Below are 22,918 nucleotides of genomic sequence, written 5' to 3'. Positions count from 1 at the left end.
ATGCAAGTCGGCCTCGGTCTTGGCGTTTGCGGCTATTCCCGGTAGTCTCCGCGCGTAATGTGCAACCTCTACAGCATCACCACCAACCAAGCCGCAATCATCTCGCTCTTCCGCGTGATCAATCGCTACGTCGGCAACCTCGCGCCGATGCCGGGAGTGTTTCCAGACTACCCCGCGCCAGTGATCCGCAACACCGATGCCGGGACTGAACTGGCCCTGATGCGATGGGGCATGCCGCCACCGCCGCGAACTGGCGGGCCGCCGGTCACCAACATCCGCAACACGTCGTCGCCGCACTGGCGCGGCTGGCTCAAGCCGGAGAACCGCTGCTTGGTGCCGTTCAACAGCTTCGCCGAATACGCGCCGGAGCCGAACCCAGAGACCAAGAAGAAGGACGTGGTCTGGTTCGCCCTGAATGATGATCGGCCGCTGACCGCCTTCGCGGGCATCTGGACGACGTTCAACGGTGATCGCGGCACGAAGTCCAAGCCGGTGCCGGGGCCGCATCAGGTCTACGGCTTCCTCACGACATCGCCCAATCCGGTGGTCGAGCCAATCCACCCCAAGGCCATGCCTGTGATCCTGACAACCGACGAGGAGCGCGACGTGTGGATGCGCGCGCCGTGGGACGAGGCGAAGGCATTGCAGCGGCCATTGCCCGATGATGCGCTCAAGATCGTCAGGCGCGGGGTGGACAAGGAAGATAGGGCGGCGGCTTGATGACGGAGAGGACAATAGGCGAGCAGACGCTTTTTCGTTTCTCCTACGCCGTCGGCTTGTTACGCGGGGCGGAAAGGATACGAGACAGCAAAGACCCGATGAGCATTGCGGGATTGTCGGCATATCTGCTCATTGGCTTCGCCATTGAGAACGCGCTCGCAGCTTACCTGATCGTGCACGAGCACCCGCGACCCGGCGACTACAAAAGCCATGACCTCGCGCGGGCAATGAGGGCTTGTGCGAAAGCAGGTCTCGTCTTTAGCCCGGAGACGATCGAGTTCATCGAGTTCCTATCGCCATTGCAGATGGACTTTGTCTTTCGTTATCCCGAAAAACTGGAGGAGATTAATCCGCCGAAAATCGAGGTAGCGTGCCGTCTCACCAAGGGGATCTTGCGCGATGTTCAGTTGCTTCTGAAAATGAAAGGTTTCGACATCTCCAAAGAGGCAGAGGCGCTATAGGCGGCAGCAGCGTGATACGGATTTCGAGAGCAGGAAGCACGCGATCGCCGGTCATTGTGATTGGCTGGTTTGCCTTGAAGGTCGCCCGCAACAAGCGTGGACGCGCCAGCAATCTCTATGAGGCGAAGCTGTACCGAAATTCGAAAGAGAGGCGCCGCACTCTGCTGTGTCCTGCACTTTGGGTGTCACCGAAGGGAGCCGTGCTGATCATGCGGGCTGCGCAGCCGCTCTCCGAAATGATGAGCGAAGCGGAGTACATCGAAGCCTTCATCGCTTGGGAGTACACGCCGGGCGAGGATGGTTGCCCATTCGAACCAAAGGCATCCGATTGGGGCTGGTTCGAGGGCAGAAGGGTCGCTCTCGATTATTCGACGCCCGCGTGGGAAGGCGATGACACAGTTTGATGCCTTTCCCTGCCGATTGGCATGATCGCGCGCCGCTCATCCGGCTTCATCGAACCATGCCCGCCGTCGAAGCCCGCGCGGCACCATTCGGCCCCGGACTGGGTCCGCGAAATCAAGCACGATGACTACCGGCTGATGTTCAGCTGGCTGTGAGCGGAAGTCCGGGGTGCCGTCGTCGCGCTAGGGCTTTGAGACGGCGTTGCACGCCTTCGACCTGATCGAGCATGACGGCGAGGAGTTGCGCGACCTGCCCCTACTCGGCGCAAGCGCCGGCTCAAGAGGTTGCTCGGTAGATCCGAGCGGAGTCAATCTGGTTCTTTGAGATCGTCAGATCAGTCTCGAACTCTAATCGCTAAGATTTAGGAGAACGTCGTCGCGCCAACAAAGCTCGAGTCGGGCAGGATTCTCGATTGCGAGGGCCGTAAGCCAAAATTCGGGCAACAAGACCGGGATCCCTGCGCTGGCGAACAAGGACTCCAGGGAGGAACACTCATCTCGTTTATTGGGCGCGGCACTTTGACTGTAGCGGCTTATAGTCCACCCACCGGGATGCCTCATTGCAAAAACCATGTGTGGTCGATCGGAACGCCAGTATCCTCCCTTCAAAAAGTACCACCCGCGCCGCGAACATGCGATGCGGTGAGCCTCAACTCGCTTCAAGTGCTCGATGAATTTCTTGCTCGGGACGGCCACCTGGGTGACCGAAGGTGGGACCTCCGTGCAGAGCCGCTTGTCGCGAGATCTCACAACGTAAACCGGTACAACATCGGGAAGATAGTCCGCGACGAACCATTCTTGAGAAAATCCGTTGACCATGTGAGTCTCCTCTCTTGCATCCCGTTCCTATCGGTAGCTTGCGAAATCAAGCGACACGCCGGCGGCGTCCTTTGCCGCGACCACGGCGCGGATCAAATTCATTGACCGCGTTCAGCCAGGCCAGGACTTCGTCCTCGTACCAAACCTTCCGATTTGGACTGATGTAGATTGGCTTCGGAAATCTACCTGCGACTACCAGGCGGTAAAGCGTCGTTCGACTGAACGGTATGATCGCTAGAAGCTGTTTCTCAGTAAGAACTCGGCGAATCTCATAATTCGTTGCCATCTCGCACTCTCGCTTCTGGATCACATGAAACAGCACGCTCGCGCACGATGCTCCGACGAGTATAGCGATATCGTTAGCGCCTTCTAGGAAGTTTAGCTTCAGCTTGCTCTCGAGGATTGCACCAAAGCTTCAACGTTACTGCACAAGGGCAAGAACCAAAGCTTCGAGCGATAGTGTGATGTCTTGCAGCTGATCGAGCCAACGAAATGCGCGACCGATCGCCTGCGCGCACTTCGAGCGGAGACCCGTTGACTCAAAAGCTCGTGAGCGAGAACTGGCCGAAACACGCCGAAACTAGAGTACCAAACACGCCTCTTTCGTCCGTCAATGAACAGCGACATGCTCTGCTGTGAGGTGGCGCGGTGCGCCGTGAATAGGAGGAGGACGACGATGGCGCGCTCAATTGCAGCGAACATCGAGAGGCACCCGGTGCCGCGACTGGGCTGGTCGGTCGATGAGTTTTGCAGCTCGGTTGGTATCAGCCGTTCGACCTATGAGAAGTTGAAGCGCCAGGGACTCGCGCCGCGCGAGATGCGTATTGGCTGGGCCGTGCGCATCAGCCAGCTTGCCGCTTCGGAATGGATCGCCGCGCGCGAGACCGATGCAGTCAGGGAGAGGGCCTGTCCATCGGGGGAGTCAGCGCCGACACGTGAAGGCATTCCGAGCGCATAAATAGCGAACGCCGCCCCGGCGAGAGGGCGGCGCTTTCGTTTTTGCGACCGGGTGAGAGCGGCCGTCGAACTACAGTGAGCCCGCCTTTTACACCCGGTCTACCAATCGGCCAAGGGCCGAGAAGAGGACCGGCTATGATTGTGCCTGATACGTTGATCCAGGTGACCCGCAACTTGGGCATCAAATGGCGTTGGGCAACCAGCGACATTGTCGGAGCTTTGGGCTCCCGTCGTAACTTTCGAGGAAACACCGGACATCGGAAGCATTCTGAGGCGGCAGCTATGCCGCTCGGCAGTTGTTGGCCGATCAAGTTGAAAGCAATGCATTTCCGCCGGCGTCTGGTTCGCATGCCGAGAATGCGCCGGCCGCTCATCTTCCCGGCACGTTCGCTCAGGGAGTCTTCCTGCCGCCTGTGTTGATCCTCAGGACGGTGGATGAAATCGCAGTGATGCAAGGAGAGTGACATGGATATGCGAGAATATGTTGGCGTGGCCTACATCAAATACAAGGACGTTGTCGATGCTCCCCTCCGGGAGAAAATCGTCGCAATCCAAGAAGGCAACTTCGGCAGCAAGGACGTGAAGTTCGAGAGCGGAAACATGCTGTCGCTCAACAAGACCAACGCACGAACGTTGGCTCATGCGTACGGGTGGGATTCCGATGATTGGATCGGCAAGACCGTTGAGCTCTACGCTGGCGAAACGACTTTCGAAAAGCAGCGCCAGCAGAGCGTGCTGATCAAGCCGATCTCCCCGTCCAAGCCGCACGATCGCACTGGTGGCGACGACATCCCGTTCTAAGCGATACCCCGGCAGCATTCATGCTGCCGGGGTCACTTACGTTGCGAGCACGAAATGGCGGAAGCGACCGCGTTGCCCTCGGAGGTCCGACTGAAGTTGCGTGCGGCCGGCTTCTCACCGTTGCCGATTATCGGAAAGCGCCCGCCGCTCCCGAAGTGGGAGACGAAGTACGATGTAAGCGCGGGAGAAATCGATCTGTGGGACCAGCTCTACCCCAGCGCAATCAACACCGGCATCTTGACGTCACGTGCTCCCGCCCTCGACATTGATATCCTGAATCACGAGGCGGCGGCTGCGGTCGAGGAGCTCGTGCGGGATCGGTATGAAGAATATGGCTCGGTGCTCACGCGCATCGGAAAAGCGCCAAAGCGAGCTATTCCATTTCGTACCGATCAACCCTTCAAGAAAATCGCTGTAAGCTTGACGGCGCCGAACGGGGTGGCTGGTGAGAAGATTGAGCTTTTGGGGGACGGCCAGCAATTGGTGTGTTTTGGCGCACACCCCGAAACGGACCAACCTTACACGTGGTTCGGTGGTGAGCTGGGTGAGACCAGATGGGAGGAGCTGCCATATCTCGATGGCGGTGAAGCTCAGCGGCTCGTGGACGATATCGTGGACCTGTTGGTCAGTGAGTTCGGCTATGAACGTGTGGGAGGGCGCCCGACGGCCAACGAGGGGCAGGCTGGTGCCAAAGGCACTGGTGATTGGACGACGCTGGTCAGCAACGTTCTTACAGGCGTGAGCCTGCATGATTCGCTGCTCAGTCTGGCTGCCAAGATGGTTCGGGCGGGTGCCGGCGCCAACGCGACATGCAACCATCTCCGCGCGTTGATGGAATGCTCGGCGGCGCCGCGCGATGAAAGGTGGCGCAACCGGTACGAGGAGATTTCCCGGCTGGTTGGAAGTGCGGAAAAGTACCGTGAGCAGCCTGATCGGATAAGCGATGATCTTGCGGTCGGACTTGGCGAGTGGAATGCAGGGCAGGATGTTGATCCGCCTCCGCCGCGCGAATGGCTGCTCGGCAATAGCTTTTGTCGAAAGTACGTGAGCTCGGTGCTCGCCGACGGCGGGACTGGCAAGACCGCACTTTGCGTCGCGCAGGGCCTCGCACTCTGTACCGGGCGTCCTCTTACGGGCGAGCATGTGTTTCAGCGGTCACGCGTGCTGATTGTCAGCCTCGAGGACGAGCGTGACGAACTGGTGCGCCGGGTCATGGCAGCACGGTTACACTACGACATTCAACTGTCTGACATTGACGGCTGGCTGTTTCTGGCTGCACCAGGACGACAGGCTGGCAAGCTGAAAATCGTGGGTGCCAGAGGTAGTATCGTGGACGGTCAGCTTGGGCGCAATCTGGAGACCGTGATCAAGGCGAACGGCATCGATTGCGTCATAATCGATCCCTTGATTAAGGCGCACAGGGTCGAGGAGAACTCAAACAGTGCCATGGATGAGGTGGTAGAGGCGCTTACTGACATCGCTGCCAGATACAGTATCGCCATTCATGTGCCGCACCATACTTCCAAAGGCGGGGAAAGGCCCGGCGATGCTCGCCGCGGTCGTGGCGCGAGCTCCCTGATCGACGCCGCTCGGCTTACCCATACGTTGACCCCGATGAGCGAGCTGGAGGCGCAGATGTTTGACATTACCGAGGAGGAGCGGCGGCGATACGTTCGTCTTAATCGCGCCAAGATCAATACGGCGCCCTCGGTCGGAGGAGCAACCTGGTTCAAGTTGATCGGCGTGCGTCTCAACAACGGAACTGAACTTTACCCAAACGGCGACGAGGTTCAAACAGTGGAGCTATGGGCACCACCCAAAACTTGGGATGGCTTGGACAACGCGGTGCTCAACAAAATCTTGACCACAATCGACGAAGGTTTGGGGGATGGAACCTTTTATAGCGGTGCGCCGAATGCAAGGAGCCGTGCCGCTTGGAAGGTGGTTCGAAAATGGGCACCCAGCAAGTCCGAGAAGGAGGCGCGAGAAATCATCCGGTCATGGATTAGCAACGGGGTGCTGGTTGAACGCGAATACATGAACCCAGCGACCCGAAAGTCGGCGACGGGGTTACACGTTGATGACACCAAGCGGCCCGGAACAACTTGCTCGTTTGATCGAATCTAAAGGCGCAATAAACGCGCAATCAGGTCTGCGCGTTTATTGATCGGTGCCCTAAGGGAAAAGCAAAAGCGCAAAGTTGCGCGCTTTGGCTTTTCCTCAAAGGAGCACCAAACGCGCAACGGCGCGCGTAGCCGTGCCCGGTCCGCCTCCCAAGAGGCGGTCTGCGATTTCTTAATGCAGAGCTTGTAATCAGGCGTACAGTACTTCCACATCAAGCCTCGGTCTGGAGTCAGGTGGATGGGCAAGACGGCTGGAAGCGGCAACCCAGCTTGGAGAGCATCGAGGGTGCGCTCGGCCTTCGAGCCCGGCCGCGCGAACCGGCGGCTGTGCCAGGCCATCGCCAGGTGCACAGGACAGCGCTGCCGGAATATTGCACTGAAGGGCGTCTCGACCTGCCTGAAGCATGGCGGGCGCGGATTGCAAACGATCCGGAAGAATCGGGCCGCGAAGTATCTGCTGTATCGCAGGGGCTTAAAGCAAAGGTGCAAGGCGTCCCAGGGGAATCCCCCCGAAAGGCTGTGAAGAAAGCGTCAGATGTAGCGCTCGCGCTGCGTCGGAGCTCCCATCAGGACGGCCATCATTCACCTCCGATGCCAAGTCGCTTCATCGCCCTCATCACCGTCATCGCATTCCAGATGCCGCCTCGGGGCGAGGGGATGCCGCGATCGGTCAGCTCCTGCGCGATTTCTCGGTAGGGGAGATCCCACATGGTCTTCAGGATGGGCTCTAGCTGGGCGTCCCGAGTCGCTGCAGCGGCTTTGTTGACGTCGGCCTGTCTTTGATTGCCGAGCCGCTTGCCGCGATGCTTGGCCTCCGCAAGGGCGATGCGGGTGCGTTCCGCGATGACGTTGCGCTCCTTTTGGGCCACGGCGGCATAGATGTGCAGCATGAATGGGTCGACATCCTTGCCCAGCTCAGTGACGATGAACGGCACTCGCTTGGCCATCAGGCCGGCGATGAACGCCACGTCGCGAGATAGGCGGTCCAATTTGGCTACGACGACCGGACATTTGAGCTTCTTTGCCGCCCGCAAGGCAGCGGCAAGCTGGGGACGCCTATTCAGCGCATCCGCTCCCTTACCGGTCTCGACCTCTGTGAACTCGCCAGCGATCTCCATCGCTTCATTGGAGGCGAAGGCCGAGACGAGGCGCCGCTGGCCGTCGAGACCGAGCCCCGACCGACCCTGCTTCTCGCGCGACACTCGATAATAGGCGACAACGGGCTGCGACATCATCCATCTCGTAACATGCAGACGAGCGTCAGTATGTTACAAACGTGCGGAGGTCGCAAGAGTCGCACACGCGGTCGGGGCATCGATTGGGTCAGCGGAAGGGAGGGCCGACAGGAGCTGTCCCGACAGGTGCCGGTCGCCCCCTGGTAGCCCCCGAACGATGACGCCAGCACGATCGCAATGCACCGCGACAAAATTTTCCATTTGTGAACTGCTGTCGCCACCCAGGGTGAGTCAATTTGACTCACCAGAAGCTTCCGGCCGCTGTTTCGACAGTCTTGCCCCGGTTTCCTTTGATCGCTATGCCTCGAATAGACACCGCCGGCCATGGAGCCTGAGTGCCAGCAGCGTTAATCGCCGCCGTGGGAAGGGCCTTAGTCGGCGGTGTCTCCTGGCGCCACGCTAATCGCCCTCGGCGATCTTGATCGGAATGTTGAGGTCGATCAGGCGGGCTTGCAGCAGCGACAGTGCGACAAGGTCGCTTGCGGTGACCCATCTGGTGAGGTGATTGTTGCCGACCTGTTCTGCCCTGAACTGTACGTGGGGACGCGGATGGCTACCGGTCCCATGGTATGAGCGATCAAGATCAGGGCCGAAATGAATGCTTTGGAGCAACGCATAGGCTCGAGCCTGCGGGCTCAAGTAGATATCCTGTTCACGTTGCCAGACCGCGGGATCCACCGGTATGTCGAGCTGATCCGGTTCGACCTCGTAATAGCGTCGCCACATATCGATATGTTCGGGCCGAGCCGGCCTTGCATACATTTTCGTACAAAAGGCACGAATAAACTCACGCCACGTTGGCGGCGGTAGCACGCTGAATGGCGAACCATCGAGACACAGCATCGGCGTGTTAGAGGCTTTGGGCAAATACCAATATAGCGTGTGCTGCACTTCGGATTGTTCCACCAACAACGGCTTTGCCGTCTTAAGCACAAACGCCTGCGCTTCGGCGGCGAACGCAGTGGTCAGCACGCTTCCCAGCCCGATCAGAAATCCACGTCGAGATTGCAGCATAGAAAATCCTCCAAGACGACAACACGCATCTGGAGGGCTGGCGACCTACTGTTGCCCATGCGGGCCACATCGTCGTGCCACCGTTGCCGGTCTAAGGCTGGTTGGCGGGGCCGTCGGGCCCTCTCAGGATGCAACAACAATCTATGCGCCATAGCGGCGGGATGTCAATCGGTGCACGCGCGGCGGCAGCACGCTCCGTCGAGACGCGCGCGTCTTCGTTGACCTCATGATCTACAGGTCGTCATCCGCAGTGCCGCTGCTGCTCATCGTTCAGAAGTGCCAATTACTCAGAGCTAATCGGTGCAGTCGCGATGTCGCCTCGATCTTTAGCGAGACTCCTAGCGATGCAAGCGACGGAGCATGGATACGATGTCCCACCGAGCAAAGGCGATAATGAAGACGGTCGGTCCATGATCATTGGATGGCGGAGATCACCTATTTGGATGGCAAGCCGTAGCAAACGATCGTTTTCGAGGAGCTGGAGGAGCTCGACGAAATCGTAGAGAGAGGACCGGACTGGAATACGATCGACAAGATCGTCATCACGCTCAATCGTCCACTGCCACCCTGCGAGTACAAGCAGCTCTTTGGCAAGTGATGCGGTTGCTTTGCCGTTCAGCCCTGATTTTGGACCCAGCTAAGGTGGCATTGGTTTTTAGCCAGCCGAGTAGGGCAAAATCCGCTCAAGCAGCCCACATTCGAATAGAGACTCCACGTTCGCTTCTCAGGGGGGAGCTGACCAGGTCGCATACGCTATGGAGAGCAGCTCATGACCCAGAACGGACCTGCGCCGCTTTGGCTTAGGTGCGGACATCAAGAATTTTGCACGAGAATTGCGCTCGAACAATTCCAACGGGTTGCGGAGCGGCGTCGCTTGTTGGTGGTTGCGTCGCCGCATCAATGCGTTGTCACGATGAAATCCGTGTCTTTTCCGGTCTCATGGCTAAATCCGTTGTCGGAAATAATCAATGAAGAGGCCGGCGTCAGAAGTTTAGAGATCCTCTCAACCGTATCCTGAGGTATTTCGATGCGATTGAGGACAGCGTTGGCCTGATCGGGCGACGGTACCGATAGGGCGGTTTGCTTCACGGGCGCCTCGCGCCCTCTCGTCGCACCCTCGATGCGACGAAATTCATCCGGCATCGACACGACGGTCCATCGAATAGCCGTTCCCTCGTTCTGGAATTCCATTGCGGTAAACACGTGCGTTCCCAGCGGCTCCTCCGGATTTTCGATCTTGACCGGGACATCGAACAACGGCGTGAATCCCTGACGCACGAACAGCTTGCTCAACTTACGACTGACGAAGATGGAGATTGGGACGATCTTTTTGGGCGCGCTTGCAGCGGGAACCGAGCCCGGCACCTGGAGACCGGCGGCTTCCGGAGTCTCGGCGTTTGACGCCTGTGATCCCTGCGTTGCTGCGGCTGTACCGATGCTCTTGGTTGCGACGGTGGCAGTCTGGAATTCCGACGAAACGGCCGCGGCTTCCGGTTGAAAAAGATGCGGATTGGTTATCTCGACCGGCTGGACATCACCGTGCGCAATCATCACGCGCGTGCCGCGCTTCGTGAGATGCCAGAGTCGAACGGCAAAATCATTTTTCAAGCGGATGCAGCCGTGTGACGCCGGATGCCCGGGCACGACACCGGCATGCAACGCTATCCCCGACCAGGTGATGCGTTGCATGTAGGGCATGGGGGCGGCGCTATAAATATTTGAACGGTGCCATCGTTGTTTGCTGATAACGCTGAACACGCCGAGGGGCGTAGGATGCCCCTCCATTCCCGTGGACACCGAAGAGCGTGCAATCAGGGCACCGTTGTCAAAAAGCGAGACTCGTTGGTCTGCAATTGAGATGATGATCTGGAGCGGGCCCTTCGGAAGGGGCTCGGGCGCGGTTTCAGATTTTGTCTGCCGGTGGTGGTGCTTGTGTTTGTACGGAGCGTATTGGCCAGGCCAGAACGTGTGTTGGGCTCCAAACAGAAATTGAGCGTGTGCGATCCCTGCAGGGAGCATAAAAATGGCGAATACAGCCGTTGTTATCGCGCGCTGCATTGCTGGTAATCCCTTAGCGAACATCGTCCGTCGAATAGGCGCAATTCCATCGTTTCGAAACGATGCGCAAAGCCGACGCCTGAAGCGTCATCCCGACCAACGCGGCAAGCCTCTCCTTCAAATCTGGTCGCAGTGGGTCGAAAATTGGACCGTACTCACAATTTGCGATGGGAGTTGCCGTTGAGACGGGCGCAATTGCTTGTGATCGACGCGTTGCAATCGGGCAACACGTTTTGGAGAAATTGACGAGCGGCCGTTTGCGCCCTTGCGCGACCCACATTGATCCCAAGAATGAGCCTCTTCGCATGCTTGGCTTTTCTACACGGCTCCGATGGAGCCTATGGAGGCGATGGCATCATGACCCCGCAGCGATTTGCGATAGTGGCGCCAACGTTTTGCGGAACGGTCGTTCTCGCGGGGTGGATCGTTGGCTGGCTGGCCGGCTTCGGTTCGGCCGGCACCGAGAACGCCCGCGCAGTGCCAATCGAGGACCGCGCAGCATCTCTCGCCGCCACCGCTAGGCTCGCTGACAAACCGCAGGCAATCGCGATGGCCAGCGCCGTTGTCGCTAACACCGTTGTCGCGAACGCCACGGTCGCTAGCGCCGAAGTGGCGACGGCCGAACCCGCGGCAGGGACGGCCACCGACACGACGGCGGCATCGGATAAGCCGGAATCGATCGTCGCGTTGGCCGATCCGTCGCAGATGCTGTCGGCCGATTTATCGCCTGTGCAGGAATCGGTGGACTTGGGCCACCGTGATGTCGCCCAACCGGCGCCGACAACGTGCGGTGCATCCGGCGGTTCCTCCAACTCGGGGCCGCAGGATTTCCGGTATCTCATTTGTTATGTCTGGTCCGAACTGCCGCCTGCCGAGAAGCCGGCTGCGATCGTCTTGCGTTCGTTCAAGGACATCCCGGTCGGAACGCCGGTGGAAGAGATCAAGCGCGCGTCCGACGCTTTCGGTCTGGATTTCACTTTCATGAAGGCGGTGGCCAAGGTCGAGTCCGGTTTTGACCCCAAGCAACGCACCGGGTCGTATATCGGACTGTTCCAGTTGAGCAAATACGAGTTCGGCAAATTCGGCTCCGGAGACATTCTCAGTCCTCGCGATAATGCCGTTGCGGCGGCCTACAAGGTCATCATCGAAGGCATTCTGTTTCAGTGGGTGACGCACAGGGAGCCGGACTTGAACGATCTCTACCTGATCCATCAGCAGGGCTGGGAGGGCGCCGCGGAGCACCTCAGCCAACCCAATCGCATCGCCTGGAAATCAATGTGCGCCACCAGCGAAGGCAGGGAGAAGGGCGAAAAATGGTGCAGGCGCGCGATCTGGCGCAATACGCTTCCGGCCGTCAAAAAGGCGTGGAAATCGGTGGAGAAGCTGACGTCGGAGGCGTTCGTCGGAATGTGGCGCGAGCGGGTTGCTCATTTCTATTCGAAATACATGACCACCGCCACCGCCGATACCGAGCGCGCGCACCAGTAAATTTCCGTTGAGTAGTTGGCAGGAGTTGCCGCACCCGCGGAGCGAGCGGGGCCTCACTGCCGCTGGTCGCGCGGATGCACTTTACGTCGTCAACGACGCGCTTGGGTCGTTCCTGCTGCGCGCTAGCGAGGTGACCGCAAGCCTCTGCGGCAGCGACTCCAAACACCTCTGGCTGAAATCATCTTTGGTCATAGCATCCTCCCCAATGCTCAAATGGCCTGAAACCGCTGCATGGCCACACAATTCGCTTGCCAGTTCAACGCGCCCCGATCGACGGACTTGCCATGCGCGCGCAGTGAGAGTTCGGCACCCGATGTATTCGGCATTTTGGCTGTGGGCTATCGCCCAGGCATTGCCGCCTAATTGGATTGCCGGTTTCGCGGGCGCGGCCGGCTTCGGGATCTTGTTCTTTGGCCGCGTCGCAAGAGAAGAGCGAATGATGCTGCAGACGTTCGGCGACAGCTATCGCGAGTATATGGCGCGGATCGGCAGGATTTCCCCATCAATCCGTTAGAAGCGTGCCCCTTCTGCAACATTTGCCAGAAAAGAGATCGCGCGACTGCCCTCATGGGCCTCTATTTGTTGCGTGGGGAGAACGTCCGGCTAGGCTCAGAATCGGTAAGGGTAGTGGGCAACTTCAGGGGAGACTTGATGCTGAAATTCGTAATTGCGGGTGCTGCGTCTTTGGCTTTGGTGGGAGCGGCAGCTGCCGCGGATCTGCCTCGTCCGCAACCCGTCGTCCAGACCGCGCCGATTGGTAAATATCCCGTCGGCAAAACTCCAGTCGGCAAATACCCGATCGGCAAGGCTCCGGCGCCGGCTCCGTTAGTCACCAAGGGTTAAGCCTGCGGATTCAAGCGCCTTCGGCCCGTCGGGGGCCGGAGGCGTTCACCTCCGATAAGCGGACTAGTTGTTGCTTGGGCTGTGTTGGGCCCAAGAGGGGGCGTGCGTGGCAAGAGTGATCTGGGAATACCGCGATCTGCGATTGATTGTCGGAATGGCAATCTTTGTGGCTTCCGTGGGAGGCGCTGGTGCACAGCAACTCACGGCGCGCGCTGATCTTCAGCAGCGACCGGACACTGCCCCCAAGGCTTCAATTAACTCCGCTACGAAAACGGCCGCAGCTGCGCCAAGCAGCCCGCCAGCCACGTCGGATGCAAAGCCGGCCCGGGTATCTTCAGTTAAAGGACCCTACTACGTTGATTTTCGTGCCCGCACTGCTGCATCCTACGGACACGCATTTGTCTGGTACGGCAAGACGAGCCAAAGGGCGGTCGAAGTTGCCGGCTTGCATCCAGCAGGTGACACGCTGCCGTACGTATTGGGACATCTCATGTTTGTGCCTTCTGAAACGGGCGCGAGCTACGGCGACCTTGATGAGCAATATTTGACAGCCAGCTATCGAGTCTACTTGAATGAGGCCGACGCCAAAAAGGTATTTGCTTACATCAAGCGTCTTCAGGCGACCTCGCCGGTGTGGAACGCGGGAACTACCAACTGCACCAATTTCATCGGTCGCATAGCGAGTTTTATGGGCTTGAAGGCTCCATTCCATTTGTTGAAGCCTGAAGAATACATAAACAAACTCAGAGCGCTAAACGGTGGACGTCAAACGGTGCAATTGGCTGGCGACCGGTAGACCCGGGATCTTCATTCAGGCGCTATGACTAGCCGAAGCACGCGATCCAAACGGCAAGCCAACAAGCAGAGATCATTCGTCTCTTCCGGCTCCAACAGTGTGCGCAATGTTACCGTTGACGCCCATCTCTCGCCAGAAGACAGTTTGCACCGAAGGGTGCAATGCACTTGACCGAGTCTGGATGGTTAGGCTCACCTGCCCGTCAGGTGTTGATGGAAACGACGAGGTCATTGAATGCAAAAGGCGGATCGGCGATGTCGCCTGTTGGCCCCAAGCGGTCGACCCAGCATGTCCGCTAGATGTCCGCTCCTTGGGGGTGAAGCAGACTTGATATGCTCAGCCCGAGTTCTTCCGGGTGTGACCCGAAGGCGACATAGGCATTAGCTGAAGATTGCAGCCCCAACTGGATCAATCATCGATGAGCTCAGCGTCCAGTGAGAGCGTCTCCGGAACAGGCAATCCGAGCTCGTCGGCCGCCTTCGCATTGATGGCGAGGTTGAACTTCGTCGCAAATTGAACCGGGAGCTCGCTTGGCCTTGTGCCTCGCAGTATTCGATCCACGTAACCCGCGCCATCCCGGAATTGTGCGGTCAAGTCTGGTCCATAAGACATGAGCCCACCGCGCATCACATAATTCTTGACGGCGAATATGGTGGGTACCCTGTGTTTCGCGGCAGCACTAATTATCTTTGCGCTGTTTGAAGAGACAAATCCCCCGTCAGGTAGAATGATGAGGCCCGCGTTCCCGCTTGCACCAGTGCCCAAAATTGCGGGATCGATCTGATCAGGGTCGCGCACAGGAACAGCTTTTACCGAAACGAAGAGCTTACTTCCCACTTCGAGCGCGGCCTGAATATAGAAGGCAGCGTAGGGCGAAGTCTCTGGGTTGAACAACACGCTCACCTCTTTGAGGTGCGGGGCAAGTCGTTTCAGCAGACTTAGCCATTTGCCGCTGAACGAATGTTCGTAGAGCGCGAATCCGGTGATGTTACCGGAAGGCCGAGCCACACTCGAAACAAGGCCGGTAGCTACCGGATCGGACAGCCCGACGAAAACGATCGGTATGGCCTGCGTCAATCGCTGCAACGTTCGAGCAGCCGCCGTATTCGTAACCAGGATAACTTTAGGCTCTAGTGCTACGAGCTCGCGCGCGCACACTTCCTGGTTTGCAAGCACTGGCCCGGGCCAACGCACCTCCAGCCGATAATTCTGGTTTTCAATCCATCCCAATCTAGGAAGAGCTTCCCGGAATGCGCGAATGCGCCTTTCCGCATCGGTGTCCGATGCTACATTGCCCGTCAAAACTGCGACGACTGGCAACCTCTCACCTTGCTCCGCTGCCAAAGCCGGGGGAAAGACCATGGCGCTGCCAAAGAGCGGCAGAAAATGGCGCCGTGTGAGCGTCATGTCCGTCCTCAGATTGCGTCCGTTGTTCGTAATCTCGCAAGGCAATATGTCCACATCGCGGAAACCGAGCAGCCGGGGAACAACCGTCCAGACGAATTTCGTTGCCCTGCGCTCGGCGCGCCACATTGTCCCTTGGTACAGTCCAAGATTTTGAGAACAGTCAGAAGCACGTCCATATCTCTCAGTCGGCGCTTTGACTTAGATCAACCCGCCGTTGACCGCATACGTCGTTCTGCTCGGGGGCATGCGATACGAGCCTCAGGAGTTTGCAGTGACAAAGAAAGCAACCGTCGCAGCAATTGCGCTTTTGATGACAACTTCATCTCTGTCCTACGCGGCAGAGACTTCATCGACCGGCGGAGTAGGGCAACTCAGCGCCACCGACATGAAAAGCTTGACGGATATGCGTGTCGGCATAATCAAGGCAGCCTTGCAATTGACGCCCGACCAGGAAAAATTATGGCCCGCCGTCGAGGACGCCATCCGCGCTAGGGCGAAGAACCGGCAGGCCCGGTTGGAGCGGATAGCCGAATTGCACGACGGAGCGATGGATCCCCTCCAACAAGGCAATCCGGTCGAGATTATGCAACGCAGAGCGGATCGGCTCATTCAGCGCGGGACTGATCTCAAGAAGCTCGCCGATGCTTGGGAGCCGCTCTACAAGACCTTGAGCGAGGATCAGAAAAAACGGATGTCTTTCGCGTCATATGTCGTCATGCGCGGGATGCGAGATGTGATCGAGCACAGGATCGACCCCGAAAACGACGACGATTAGAGATGCGCGTGTGGAGGCCCATCGTGCTTTGATAACGTGCGACCCTGGAGACGCGGAACATGCTGGGCGTTAGAACGACATGCTGGATATGTGCTTTTATCGGACTGTTGCTTACCAGCGTTCCCTCCCAGGCCCAGACAAGCGATCAGGCGCCTCAAGCGCCAAGCACGGCATCCTCGCCGGTTACAGTACAGCCGGCGCTCAAACCGGCCGAACTTGATGCGCTGGTCGCGCCGATTGCGCTATATCCGGACACGTTGTTGTCGAACGTGCTGATGGCATCAACTTACCCGCTGGAGGTGGTGCATGCAGAGCGCTGGATGAACCAGAACAAGGGGCTTAATGGAGACGCCCTCAAGGTCGCCGCGGAGAAACAGGACTGGGACGGGAGCGTCAAGGCGCTGGTCGCGACGCCGTCAGTTCTGCAGATGATGAACGAGCAACTCGAGTGGACCCAGAAACTTGGCGAGGCGTTTCTCGCGCAGCAACAGGACGTGATGGATGCTGTGCAACGGTTGCGGTCCAAAGCCTACGACAGGCAGAAGCTGGTCACAACAAGAGAGCAGAATGTAACAGTAAAGGAAGATCAGAACCGGCGATTCATCTACATTGAACCAGCTGTGACTGACAGTATTTACGTTCCCTACTACGAACCTCAGGTGGTTTTCGGCGATTGGCCTTACCCTGACTATCCTGCTTATCCATACTATTGGGATTATCCCGGCTACATCGGCACCGGCATCATCGCGGCCGGGGTGGCATTCGGCGCAGCCTACGCACTGGGGCGGTGGGCTACCGGCGGCTACTGGGGCGGCGGCGGATGGTGGGGCGGCAGCCGGGTCAACTGGGGCGGCGGAGCTATCGACATCAACCGCGGCGCTCGCGTCGAGCACTGGCAGCACGACGTAAGGCACCGACAAGGCGCACGCTACAACAATCCGAACCTGCAACAGAGGTTTGGCAGCGCCAACCGACGCGCCGGCGCGGGGATCGCGGCGGGCGCAGCGGGCGCGGCTGCAGCGCGGCGGTTGGGGACCGGCGCCAACCGAGCCAATGTGGCCGACCGCGCTCAACGCGCCGACCGAGGTCGGGGAAATCGGCAGGCCGGCGCCGGCAGAACGGTCGGCAATCGCCAAGCGCGTAACCGCTCGACGGCGGCCAGGAACGTAAGGTCCGGCGGTCGCGCGGCGCACCGCGGGGCTTCCAGAGCCGCCCATGTCAGGCCTGCGGCGGGCCGCGGCGGTGGAGCGCGGTTCACGGGCGGCGGACATCGAGCGGCAGCATTCCGAGGCGGCGGTGGCCGCGGGGGCGGAGGATTTCGCGGTGGCGGCGGAGGAGGGTTTCGAGGCGGCGGAGGCCGTGGTGGTGGGCGCAGGTCGGATATCAACCTCAAGCACGACGTAGTGCTCCTCGGTCGGCTTGACAACGGTCTCGGTTATTACCGCTTCGCATACAACGGCGGCGATAGGGCCTACGTCGGGTTGATCGCGCAGGAGGTACAGACGGTAAGGCCCGACGCGGTCACTCGCGGCAGCGACGGCTATCTGCGCGTCTACTACGAGCGGCTCGGCCTCAAGCTCCGACCGTATGACGATTGGGCCGCCTCAGGAGGTTTGTTACCGAAGACCAGCACAGCCCCGAGATGACCCATGCGCCACCTCGCGGTACTCGGCAGCGATGCTGTAGCCGTGCTCTGCGCAGAACGCCTTGATCGCAGCCTACTGCGCCTCCAGGCCGAGACCACTGCAGCCTTGCTTCAGTTTTGAAACGGGATGCCTCTTCCGAAATTGATTGCTCGAATTTGAACAGATCGTGCGGCGCCGGTGCCGACAGCTGATGGTTGGCCTCGGGTTCTTCCTCCGCGTGCCCGCCCTCAAATCGCATTCTATTTCGCCCCATTTCCGGCACCTTTGACGATCAACAGAGTTACAAGTGCCTATGGGCTTGGTCGACTGTTGACGTCCTGCGCCGGGCCCTCCGTAGGACCTCCGATTTGACTTGGCGGTGACGCGACGCTGTCGCAGCACCGCTTTCATACCCGAGGGATCCAGCATGAAACGCATGGTCGTGACCGGCATCGTCCTTCTCTCGCTCTCTTCCGTGGCCGAAGCGCATCGTCTCTCCGGGAGCGCGAGTTATTATGGCGGGAGTGACCGCCTTTGCGGTCGCCGAACAGCCTCCGGGGGCGTACTCAACTGCGCTGCAATGACGGCCGCCCACCGGACGCTGCCCTTCGGCACTGTGCTGATGGTCCAAAGCGGCGGCCGGTCGGTCCAAGTCACGGTGACCGATCGCGGTCCGTTCACCGGCGCGTTCCTTGATTTAACGCCTGCGGCTGCGAGCGCGCTCGGCTGCCGCTGCACCCATCGCAACGTGACCGCCACGGTTGTGCAAATGGGATCCGGTGGGACATTGGTCGTGGGCCGAGGCCGTCAACGCCCCGTCGCTGCGACAGTCATGCCAGGGCTCTTCCAGCCGACGGAGGACGTCATGCGGCCGTTGGGAACGTTTGGATCCTCAATGGCGATGGCTCCTGCACCCCGCCATCACCGTCGCCACTAGTACCTAGCCGCCCATTGGCATTGCGATTGCTGACCAATTGCCCGACAAGGGCGGAGCAGGGCAATGTTGGCCATATTCACGTGCTGATCGATCGCCTCGACGGGGCGCCTGCGCGGGTCAACGATCGTCGTGGCGTCTAGTTTGAGGAAAGACTGCACCAAGGCAACGGGTAAGGGGCCGAAGGCTTCCGGCACGTCGGTAAGCACGCGACGATCAAGTAGAATGGCGGACCAAAGTTGAGGGGGCCATCCGAGCTTGCGTGATGGCGCATCAGCGAGCCGGACGGGATGAGCGGTTCGCGTCGCGTAGAGAAGTTGAGCGACGGCTCGCCTGACCTTTACTTGTGAAATGAAAGAGGCCGCCAACTGAGGCGGCCCTACTAAGTGCGCTCTGGGTGTAAATGTGATGGGTTCACCGTGAGCCGTCGAACACCTCTAGGACGGGTTCGCAGATCAAGCACTTGTAGTGCCCGGGCTGCCCCTTCTGGGTTTCGAGTTCGATCCGCCGATATCCGGCAAAACAGTCGGGGCAGGTCACGTCGCCTTTCTTCATATGACACTTATGAGACAGGCTGGCGTAGGCGTCTATCGGTACAAGGTGCAACGAGGCGCTCTTATTGTGATAGGCAAAACCAGCCGCTACCGCCAGCGCCCACCCCTTTCCGCCTAGTCTGGAGCATGGACATCCTACCGGGGCTGTCCGAGAACAGATTAGGACACTGCCAATTTCAACTTAGGAAGCTGAGGCGCTAAGCGTTCGAATTACCGGCCAAACATCAACGCCGCCGTTGCAGCTATTGCTTCCAGTTCGGCTTCCAGCTCCTCGACAATGTCATGGAGCAAACACGCCGCGAGCGGATCAGTAGTCTCACCTTCCAGGACCCGATAGCGCTCAAGTCGATCCACGCGTTCTTTGCGCTCACTGTCAGTCATGGTGATGTCCCCCATGTTCTGACCCCCAGCAGGTCTAGGTATTGGTTGCTCAAAACTGTGAAACTATTGCGGCGCGGTGGGTTGGCCTTGACCGGGCCGGACGGCCCGCGTCCCCGCTCTGCGAGCGTCACCGAACCTTCGCATGGTCCGCGAAAGAAATTCCTTCGCAGGTATCCAGGTGCCAATGACGCGAATAGACCAGAAGCCCGCACCATCGATGCGCCTCGTTGACGAGGCGTGCCACGTCTGCGCGCTCGATGCAGGCGGCGAAATGCTCGACCTGCTCGAAAGCTTCGAGGGCAAGGACGGCGCCACCAAGGCGCATGCGCTGACCGCGCGGCTCTCGCGCGAGACTGGCCTGCCGGTCAGGGTGGCTTACGGCTACGACTGAGCCGGGGCTGTACCAGAAGACAATTGCCTATTGCGAGCGTCATCTGCGTTACTAGCAGTGCGCGGATGGGCCGCGCCCCCGCGCCTCGATGACGGTCCCGGCCCCCAATCTCAGCCCCCAAGTCCGGGACCGTCGTTTTGGATACTGGAATTGATCAAGTGGATTGGTAATCGCGTCTTCGGTTTTCTGCTCGCCATCTTGGCATGCTGGCGCGCGGCACTGGCCTGTCCGCGCTGCGCACGCGAAGCCTCCCAAGAAAATGCGAAGCGTGGACGATCTCTAGGATGTCCTCACTTGACCTGTGAACGGTGCGGAAAGACCAGTGACATCGCAGGATGGCGGCTGCAGGGACTTTCCGCCGGGGCTTCGGAGCCGCTTATCCGATGAGTTCTGCGGCGCAGCTTGAGAGGTCAGAGCGGCAATCGTCCCTGATCCTCGGACCAGTCGATGATGTCGAAGAACATTCCCCGATTGAGCATTTCGGCTTCAAGATTGCCTGCGTGCTGCTTCCAGTCCGCCGTTTCCCGAACCCGGAAGCGAGGGGGCGCCCCGGCGGCCTTCTGCGCATCGTCAGACGCCAAGGCCCCGCGAACGCTCTCGTACATCATGGTGAGGCTGTCGTTTGTGAACGCGCGATAATCCATGCATAGCCCAGAAAGGCCGTCACCGGGCTGAGGTCAGCAACGGCTCCCAATGTGTGAGTTTTAGGTGTTGATGCGCTGGTCGAGGTGATGATGGCGCGGAGCCGTTAACAGGCCGTGCATGCTCCCACGGCGTATTGCCTCCATGAACGATCGCGGCAGAATGACTCTAGTGAGGCCAACACGCGATGACCTGGCGATGTCTGAGATCCTTCTGACACCCCGCGAGAAACGATTATTGAGGCGTCTCGCGGCCGGGAAGACGGATAGAGAAATTGCTGCAAAGCTCGGTGGAACTGCCAAGCAGATCGCGGAGCAACGAGTTCGTCTCCTCGGCAAACTTCGGATAGCGTCCGAGGCTGAGATTACGGCGGCGGCCCATCGTCTGGCGGAGTGGCGGACCTATCGAGGCATTACCTAATTGCTGAGGATCAGGACGGAGCAGGCGGCGACGGTGAAAACGCCCGCCGCAATAGCTACCACTCGCACGATCAACTCGCTGCTCTCCTGCGGCCGTTCAACGCATTCAGCTATTGAGTGGCCCTCGTAACCGCGAGCCCCGGCAGCGCCGACCAAGTAAGAATGAGTCGTCAAGGCCGCTGGCAGAAAAGACTATGTAGAGCGCAAGCACCCTAGACGATTTCGACGCCCGGCTCGCTACCGGGGCCTACCCAATCTAAATTATCCTTCCTGGTTCGAATGCCACGCACTATGGCACCTTCGACGATGAGCCAGACATTGGGTGACAGGCCTTCCCCGATGACGACTGTGGCGTCCTGATCAGGAAGCTTTTGCAACGTCTCCACAAGCTCTCGCACCTTCATGGCCGTCATCCAGCACGCGGAACTGTTGCTAGTCTTTTTCGACTTTTGCGAGCTAGCAATTGGCCGTTGGTACAACCTCGCGGCAGCCTACGGCTTCCCGCCCCCTTGCTTCTACCCCGCCTCTCAATGAGGCTCTTCGGGGCTGGGGTGGGGGTGCAATGAAGCAACGTCAGCCGCGAAAAGCCACCCCGCTCTGGGTGTGGTTCGCGCTCGCTCTCGTGGCTTGTGCCATCGCGGCTTATGCGACCGGCTACCTTAGTCTTCGGAAATGACGAGGGATCCAGTCGCCGTAAGGCGGGTGACAACGCCGTCAGTCCGGTGGATGCCCAATCGCTCGGCAAGTGCCACGAGTTCGGCCAATGACTGGACCTGCGTTTTCTCCATCACCCGTGAGCGATGCGCCTTGATAGTACGCTCTGTACAGCCCAGCACGTACGCTATCTGCTTGTTGACCTTGCCCCGAGCTACAAGTTCGAATACTTGCCGCTCTCGCGGCGTCAATGCAGCCAGACGGGCGCGATCCGCATCCAGCTTACCCTTTTTGGCACGCGTGACTTCGTAACGTGCGAACGCACCATCAATTGCGCGAAAGAGGTCGTCGGACAATGTCGGCTTGATCAGAAAGTCTTCCGCGCCCGCCTTGATGGCCTGCACCGTGGTCTGGATGTCGGGACGGCCGGTAAGAAATATAATCGGCAACGTCGAACCGAGTTCGTCCAATCGAGCTTGGAGTTCACGACCGCTCATTCCCGGTAGTCGTGCATCGACAAGAATGCAGCCGGGCTTGCTTTCGTCCGGGAAGCGATCCAGCAACTGCTCGGCCGACGCGTAGGTCGCCACTTCGTACCCGGCGAGTTTCAGGCGACGTTCGAGCGCTGTTCGGAAGGCACTATCGTCATCGACAACATATACAAACCTCAGCACGAGACGCCCCTAAACCCCAAGGTCGTTGGTAGACCTACGTCAGCCGTGACCAGCTAAAAGAGCCAGTACAGCATCGATGTCGTCCAAGCTCCGCCGCGATGAACCGGCGAGGTGATGACGATCAACGTATCCCACGCGACTGGCAGGTAGGCCTGACCATTTCCGACAGGGCATCTGCGATTTTGGCACCGTGATTGTACGGGGCTATGTCGGATGGCGTGCATACATGTTTTGCCCCCGCACGACGTGAGATGAAAAAACTTCGATAGGACTACTCTTCAGTCGCTGCTTCGGTGGGCAAACCGTGAAAATGAAAGCAGCGAGAACTATGCCACGCCCCCAGACTAATCTTCGTGACCGCCAACGAGGGGGGTTGCAAGGGCGCTTGGTCCGCATACCCGGGGTCACGCTGAGGTCCTAAGCGCCGCGCCAGACGTGCAACACGCCCTCGCGAAAGCCGCCGACGAACTGATCGGATACGTCCGGTGGCAGAATTTCGCTGAGATCATCGAACGAACCGCTCACCATGATGGCGAGTTCATGTGCGGAAGCATGCTCTGCCCATCGGCGACCCAACTCCAAACCGCGTTGCCGATCTGCCGCTGCATCCATCGTCTTGGACTATTCCCCCGTTCATCGGCTCGGGCGAAGTTGATGGCCGCGCTCGGGCCCTCTACGTTCTCGCCAATCTTGGAAGCTTGGGGGCTGAGAAAGATCGGCGAGGCGAGCCCCCAGACAAGCAGAAC

25 protein-coding genes, 1 pseudogene and 1 riboswitch are annotated in these 22,918 nt (G+C 59.2%); of the genes and pseudogenes, 16 read left to right on the top strand and 10 right to left on the bottom strand.

Annotation, left to right across the window (positions count from 1 at the left end):
• The first annotated feature begins 57 nt into the window (after positions 1-57).
• From AC5ZFO_RS40100 to AC5ZFO_RS40085, 4 genes are all read left to right on the top strand, one after another.
• Positions 58-720: an SOS response-associated peptidase gene (locus AC5ZFO_RS40100; protein ID WP_496123578.1), complete on the top strand. Its 663-nt coding sequence runs from the start codon at positions 58-60 to the stop codon at positions 718-720.
• Positions 720-1,181 (top strand): HEPN domain-containing protein, encoded by a 462-nt coding sequence (locus AC5ZFO_RS40095; protein WP_496123577.1) that lies wholly within the window; start codon positions 720-722, stop codon positions 1,179-1,181. Before AC5ZFO_RS40100 ends, AC5ZFO_RS40095 begins: the two co-directional genes overlap by 1 nt.
• 74 nt (positions 1,182-1,255) lie before the next feature.
• Positions 1,256-1,585 carry a hypothetical protein gene (locus AC5ZFO_RS40090; RefSeq protein ID WP_496123576.1) on the top strand — a complete coding sequence of 110 codons (330 nt, stop codon included), beginning with the start codon at positions 1,256-1,258 and terminating at the stop codon, positions 1,583-1,585.
• 21 nt (positions 1,586-1,606) lie between these two features.
• The gene (locus AC5ZFO_RS40085) at positions 1,607-1,738 is read left to right on the top strand and encodes a hypothetical protein (protein WP_496123575.1); all 132 of its coding nucleotides are present in this window, start codon (positions 1,607-1,609) and stop codon (positions 1,736-1,738) included.
• Positions 1,739-2,447: 709 nt separating this feature from the next.
• Here AC5ZFO_RS40085 and AC5ZFO_RS40080 read toward each other — a convergent pair.
• Positions 2,448-2,687, bottom strand: coding sequence for a helix-turn-helix transcriptional regulator (locus AC5ZFO_RS40080; RefSeq protein ID WP_496123574.1), 240 nt, complete (start codon positions 2,685-2,687; stop codon positions 2,448-2,450).
• Positions 2,688-3,077: 390 nt separating this feature from the next.
• On the opposite strand from AC5ZFO_RS40080, the gene AC5ZFO_RS40075 reads away from it, so the two are divergent.
• The 3 genes from AC5ZFO_RS40075 to AC5ZFO_RS40065 all read left to right on the top strand — a co-directional run bounded on the left by AC5ZFO_RS40075 (position 3,078) and on the right by AC5ZFO_RS40065 (position 6,286).
• Positions 3,078-3,359, top strand: a complete 282-nt coding sequence (locus AC5ZFO_RS40075) for a helix-turn-helix transcriptional regulator (RefSeq protein ID WP_496123573.1) — start codon at positions 3,078-3,080, stop codon at positions 3,357-3,359.
• A 488-nt stretch (positions 3,360-3,847) separates the two neighbouring features.
• Positions 3,848-4,159 (top strand): hypothetical protein, encoded by a 312-nt coding sequence (locus AC5ZFO_RS40070; RefSeq protein ID WP_496123572.1) that lies wholly within the window; start codon positions 3,848-3,850, stop codon positions 4,157-4,159.
• A 54-nt stretch (positions 4,160-4,213) separates the two neighbouring features.
• Positions 4,214-6,286 (top strand): AAA family ATPase, encoded by a 2,073-nt coding sequence (locus AC5ZFO_RS40065; protein ID WP_496123571.1) that lies wholly within the window; start codon positions 4,214-4,216, stop codon positions 6,284-6,286.
• Between the two features lie 574 nt (positions 6,287-6,860).
• Here the strand turns inward: AC5ZFO_RS40065 and AC5ZFO_RS40060 are convergent.
• The 3 genes from AC5ZFO_RS40060 to AC5ZFO_RS40050 all read right to left on the bottom strand — a co-directional run bounded on the left by AC5ZFO_RS40060 (position 6,861) and on the right by AC5ZFO_RS40050 (position 10,589).
• Positions 6,861-7,514 carry a recombinase family protein gene (locus AC5ZFO_RS40060; RefSeq protein WP_496123570.1) on the bottom strand — a complete coding sequence of 218 codons (654 nt, stop codon included), beginning with the start codon at positions 7,512-7,514 and terminating at the stop codon, positions 6,861-6,863.
• 402 nt (positions 7,515-7,916) lie between these two features.
• A complete protein-coding gene (locus tag AC5ZFO_RS40055) occupies positions 7,917-8,531 on the bottom strand; it encodes a hypothetical protein (RefSeq protein ID WP_496123569.1) in 615 nt (204 codons plus the stop codon).
• Between the two features lie 37 nt (positions 8,532-8,568).
• A riboswitch (SAM-I-IV-variant riboswitch) is annotated at positions 8,569-8,668 on the bottom strand.
• Positions 8,669-9,428: 760 nt separating this feature from the next.
• Complete coding sequence (locus AC5ZFO_RS40050; protein ID WP_496123568.1) at positions 9,429-10,589, bottom strand: L,D-transpeptidase; 1,161 nt, start codon at positions 10,587-10,589, stop codon at positions 9,429-9,431.
• A 357-nt stretch (positions 10,590-10,946) separates the two neighbouring features.
• Here AC5ZFO_RS40050 and AC5ZFO_RS40045 point away from each other — a divergent pair, with 357 nt between their 5' ends.
• The 4 genes and pseudogenes from AC5ZFO_RS40045 (at position 10,947) to AC5ZFO_RS40030 (ending at position 13,716) form a co-directional block, all read left to right on the top strand.
• Entirely contained in the window at positions 10,947-12,077 is a 1,131-nt protein-coding gene (locus AC5ZFO_RS40045; protein WP_496123567.1) for a lysozyme family protein, read from the top strand.
• 301 nt (positions 12,078-12,378) lie between these two features.
• Positions 12,379-12,591 (top strand): annotated as a pseudogene (locus AC5ZFO_RS40040) (protein-S-isoprenylcysteine O-methyltransferase); the annotation flags it as partial.
• Positions 12,592-12,728: 137 nt separating this feature from the next.
• On the top strand, positions 12,729-12,920 hold the full coding sequence (locus AC5ZFO_RS40035) for a hypothetical protein (protein WP_028154154.1): 192 nt from the start codon (positions 12,729-12,731) through the stop codon (positions 12,918-12,920).
• 106 nt (positions 12,921-13,026) lie between these two features.
• The gene (locus AC5ZFO_RS40030) at positions 13,027-13,716 is read left to right on the top strand and encodes a hypothetical protein (protein WP_496123566.1); all 690 of its coding nucleotides are present in this window, start codon (positions 13,027-13,029) and stop codon (positions 13,714-13,716) included.
• Between the two features lie 408 nt (positions 13,717-14,124).
• On the opposite strand, the gene AC5ZFO_RS40025 is transcribed toward AC5ZFO_RS40030, so the two are convergent.
• Positions 14,125-15,249, bottom strand: coding sequence for an ABC transporter substrate-binding protein (locus AC5ZFO_RS40025; protein WP_496123565.1), 1,125 nt, complete (start codon positions 15,247-15,249; stop codon positions 14,125-14,127).
• A 145-nt stretch (positions 15,250-15,394) separates the two neighbouring features.
• Here AC5ZFO_RS40025 and AC5ZFO_RS40020 point away from each other — a divergent pair, with 145 nt between their 5' ends.
• From AC5ZFO_RS40020 to AC5ZFO_RS40010, 3 genes are all read left to right on the top strand, one after another.
• Entirely contained in the window at positions 15,395-15,898 is a 504-nt protein-coding gene (locus AC5ZFO_RS40020) for a Spy/CpxP family protein refolding chaperone (protein ID WP_496123564.1), read from the top strand.
• Between the two features lie 59 nt (positions 15,899-15,957).
• The gene (locus AC5ZFO_RS40015) at positions 15,958-17,544 is read left to right on the top strand and encodes a DUF3300 domain-containing protein (RefSeq protein WP_496123563.1); all 1,587 of its coding nucleotides are present in this window, start codon (positions 15,958-15,960) and stop codon (positions 17,542-17,544) included.
• Positions 17,545-17,950: 406 nt separating this feature from the next.
• On the top strand, positions 17,951-18,460 hold the full coding sequence (locus AC5ZFO_RS40010) for a septal ring lytic transglycosylase RlpA family protein (RefSeq protein ID WP_496123562.1): 510 nt from the start codon (positions 17,951-17,953) through the stop codon (positions 18,458-18,460).
• A gap of 761 nt (positions 18,461-19,221) precedes the next feature.
• Here AC5ZFO_RS40010 and AC5ZFO_RS40005 read toward each other — a convergent pair.
• On the bottom strand, positions 19,222-19,407 hold the full coding sequence (locus AC5ZFO_RS40005) for a hypothetical protein (protein ID WP_496123561.1): 186 nt from the start codon (positions 19,405-19,407) through the stop codon (positions 19,222-19,224).
• Between the two features lie 169 nt (positions 19,408-19,576).
• On the opposite strand from AC5ZFO_RS40005, the gene AC5ZFO_RS40000 reads away from it, so the two are divergent.
• The gene (locus AC5ZFO_RS40000; RefSeq protein ID WP_496123560.1) at positions 19,577-19,783 is read left to right on the top strand and encodes a hypothetical protein; all 207 of its coding nucleotides are present in this window, start codon (positions 19,577-19,579) and stop codon (positions 19,781-19,783) included.
• A gap of 410 nt (positions 19,784-20,193) precedes the next feature.
• Here the strand turns inward: AC5ZFO_RS40000 and AC5ZFO_RS39995 are convergent, their stop codons facing one another.
• Positions 20,194-20,427, bottom strand: a complete 234-nt coding sequence (locus AC5ZFO_RS39995) for a hypothetical protein (RefSeq protein ID WP_496123559.1) — start codon at positions 20,425-20,427, stop codon at positions 20,194-20,196.
• 118 nt (positions 20,428-20,545) lie between these two features.
• On the opposite strand from AC5ZFO_RS39995, the gene AC5ZFO_RS39990 reads away from it, so the two are divergent.
• The gene (locus AC5ZFO_RS39990; RefSeq protein WP_496123558.1) at positions 20,546-20,845 is read left to right on the top strand and encodes a LuxR C-terminal-related transcriptional regulator; all 300 of its coding nucleotides are present in this window, start codon (positions 20,546-20,548) and stop codon (positions 20,843-20,845) included.
• A 211-nt stretch (positions 20,846-21,056) separates the two neighbouring features.
• Here AC5ZFO_RS39990 and AC5ZFO_RS39985 read toward each other — a convergent pair whose 3' ends face one another.
• The 3 genes from AC5ZFO_RS39985 to AC5ZFO_RS39975 form a co-directional block, all read right to left on the bottom strand.
• Positions 21,057-21,248 carry a hypothetical protein gene (locus AC5ZFO_RS39985; RefSeq protein WP_496123557.1) on the bottom strand — a complete coding sequence of 64 codons (192 nt, stop codon included), beginning with the start codon at positions 21,246-21,248 and terminating at the stop codon, positions 21,057-21,059.
• A gap of 255 nt (positions 21,249-21,503) precedes the next feature.
• Positions 21,504-22,172: a response regulator transcription factor gene (locus tag AC5ZFO_RS39980; RefSeq protein WP_496123556.1), complete on the bottom strand. Its 669-nt coding sequence runs from the start codon at positions 22,170-22,172 to the stop codon at positions 21,504-21,506.
• A 417-nt stretch (positions 22,173-22,589) separates the two neighbouring features.
• Positions 22,590-22,784 carry a hypothetical protein gene (locus tag AC5ZFO_RS39975; protein ID WP_166101111.1) on the bottom strand — a complete coding sequence of 65 codons (195 nt, stop codon included), beginning with the start codon at positions 22,782-22,784 and terminating at the stop codon, positions 22,590-22,592.
• Between the last annotated feature and the right edge of the window lie 134 nt (positions 22,785-22,918).

Source organism: Bradyrhizobium sp. Unk1, from assembly GCF_059512345.1.
This window is presented reverse-complemented; position numbering and strand designations above follow the sequence as displayed.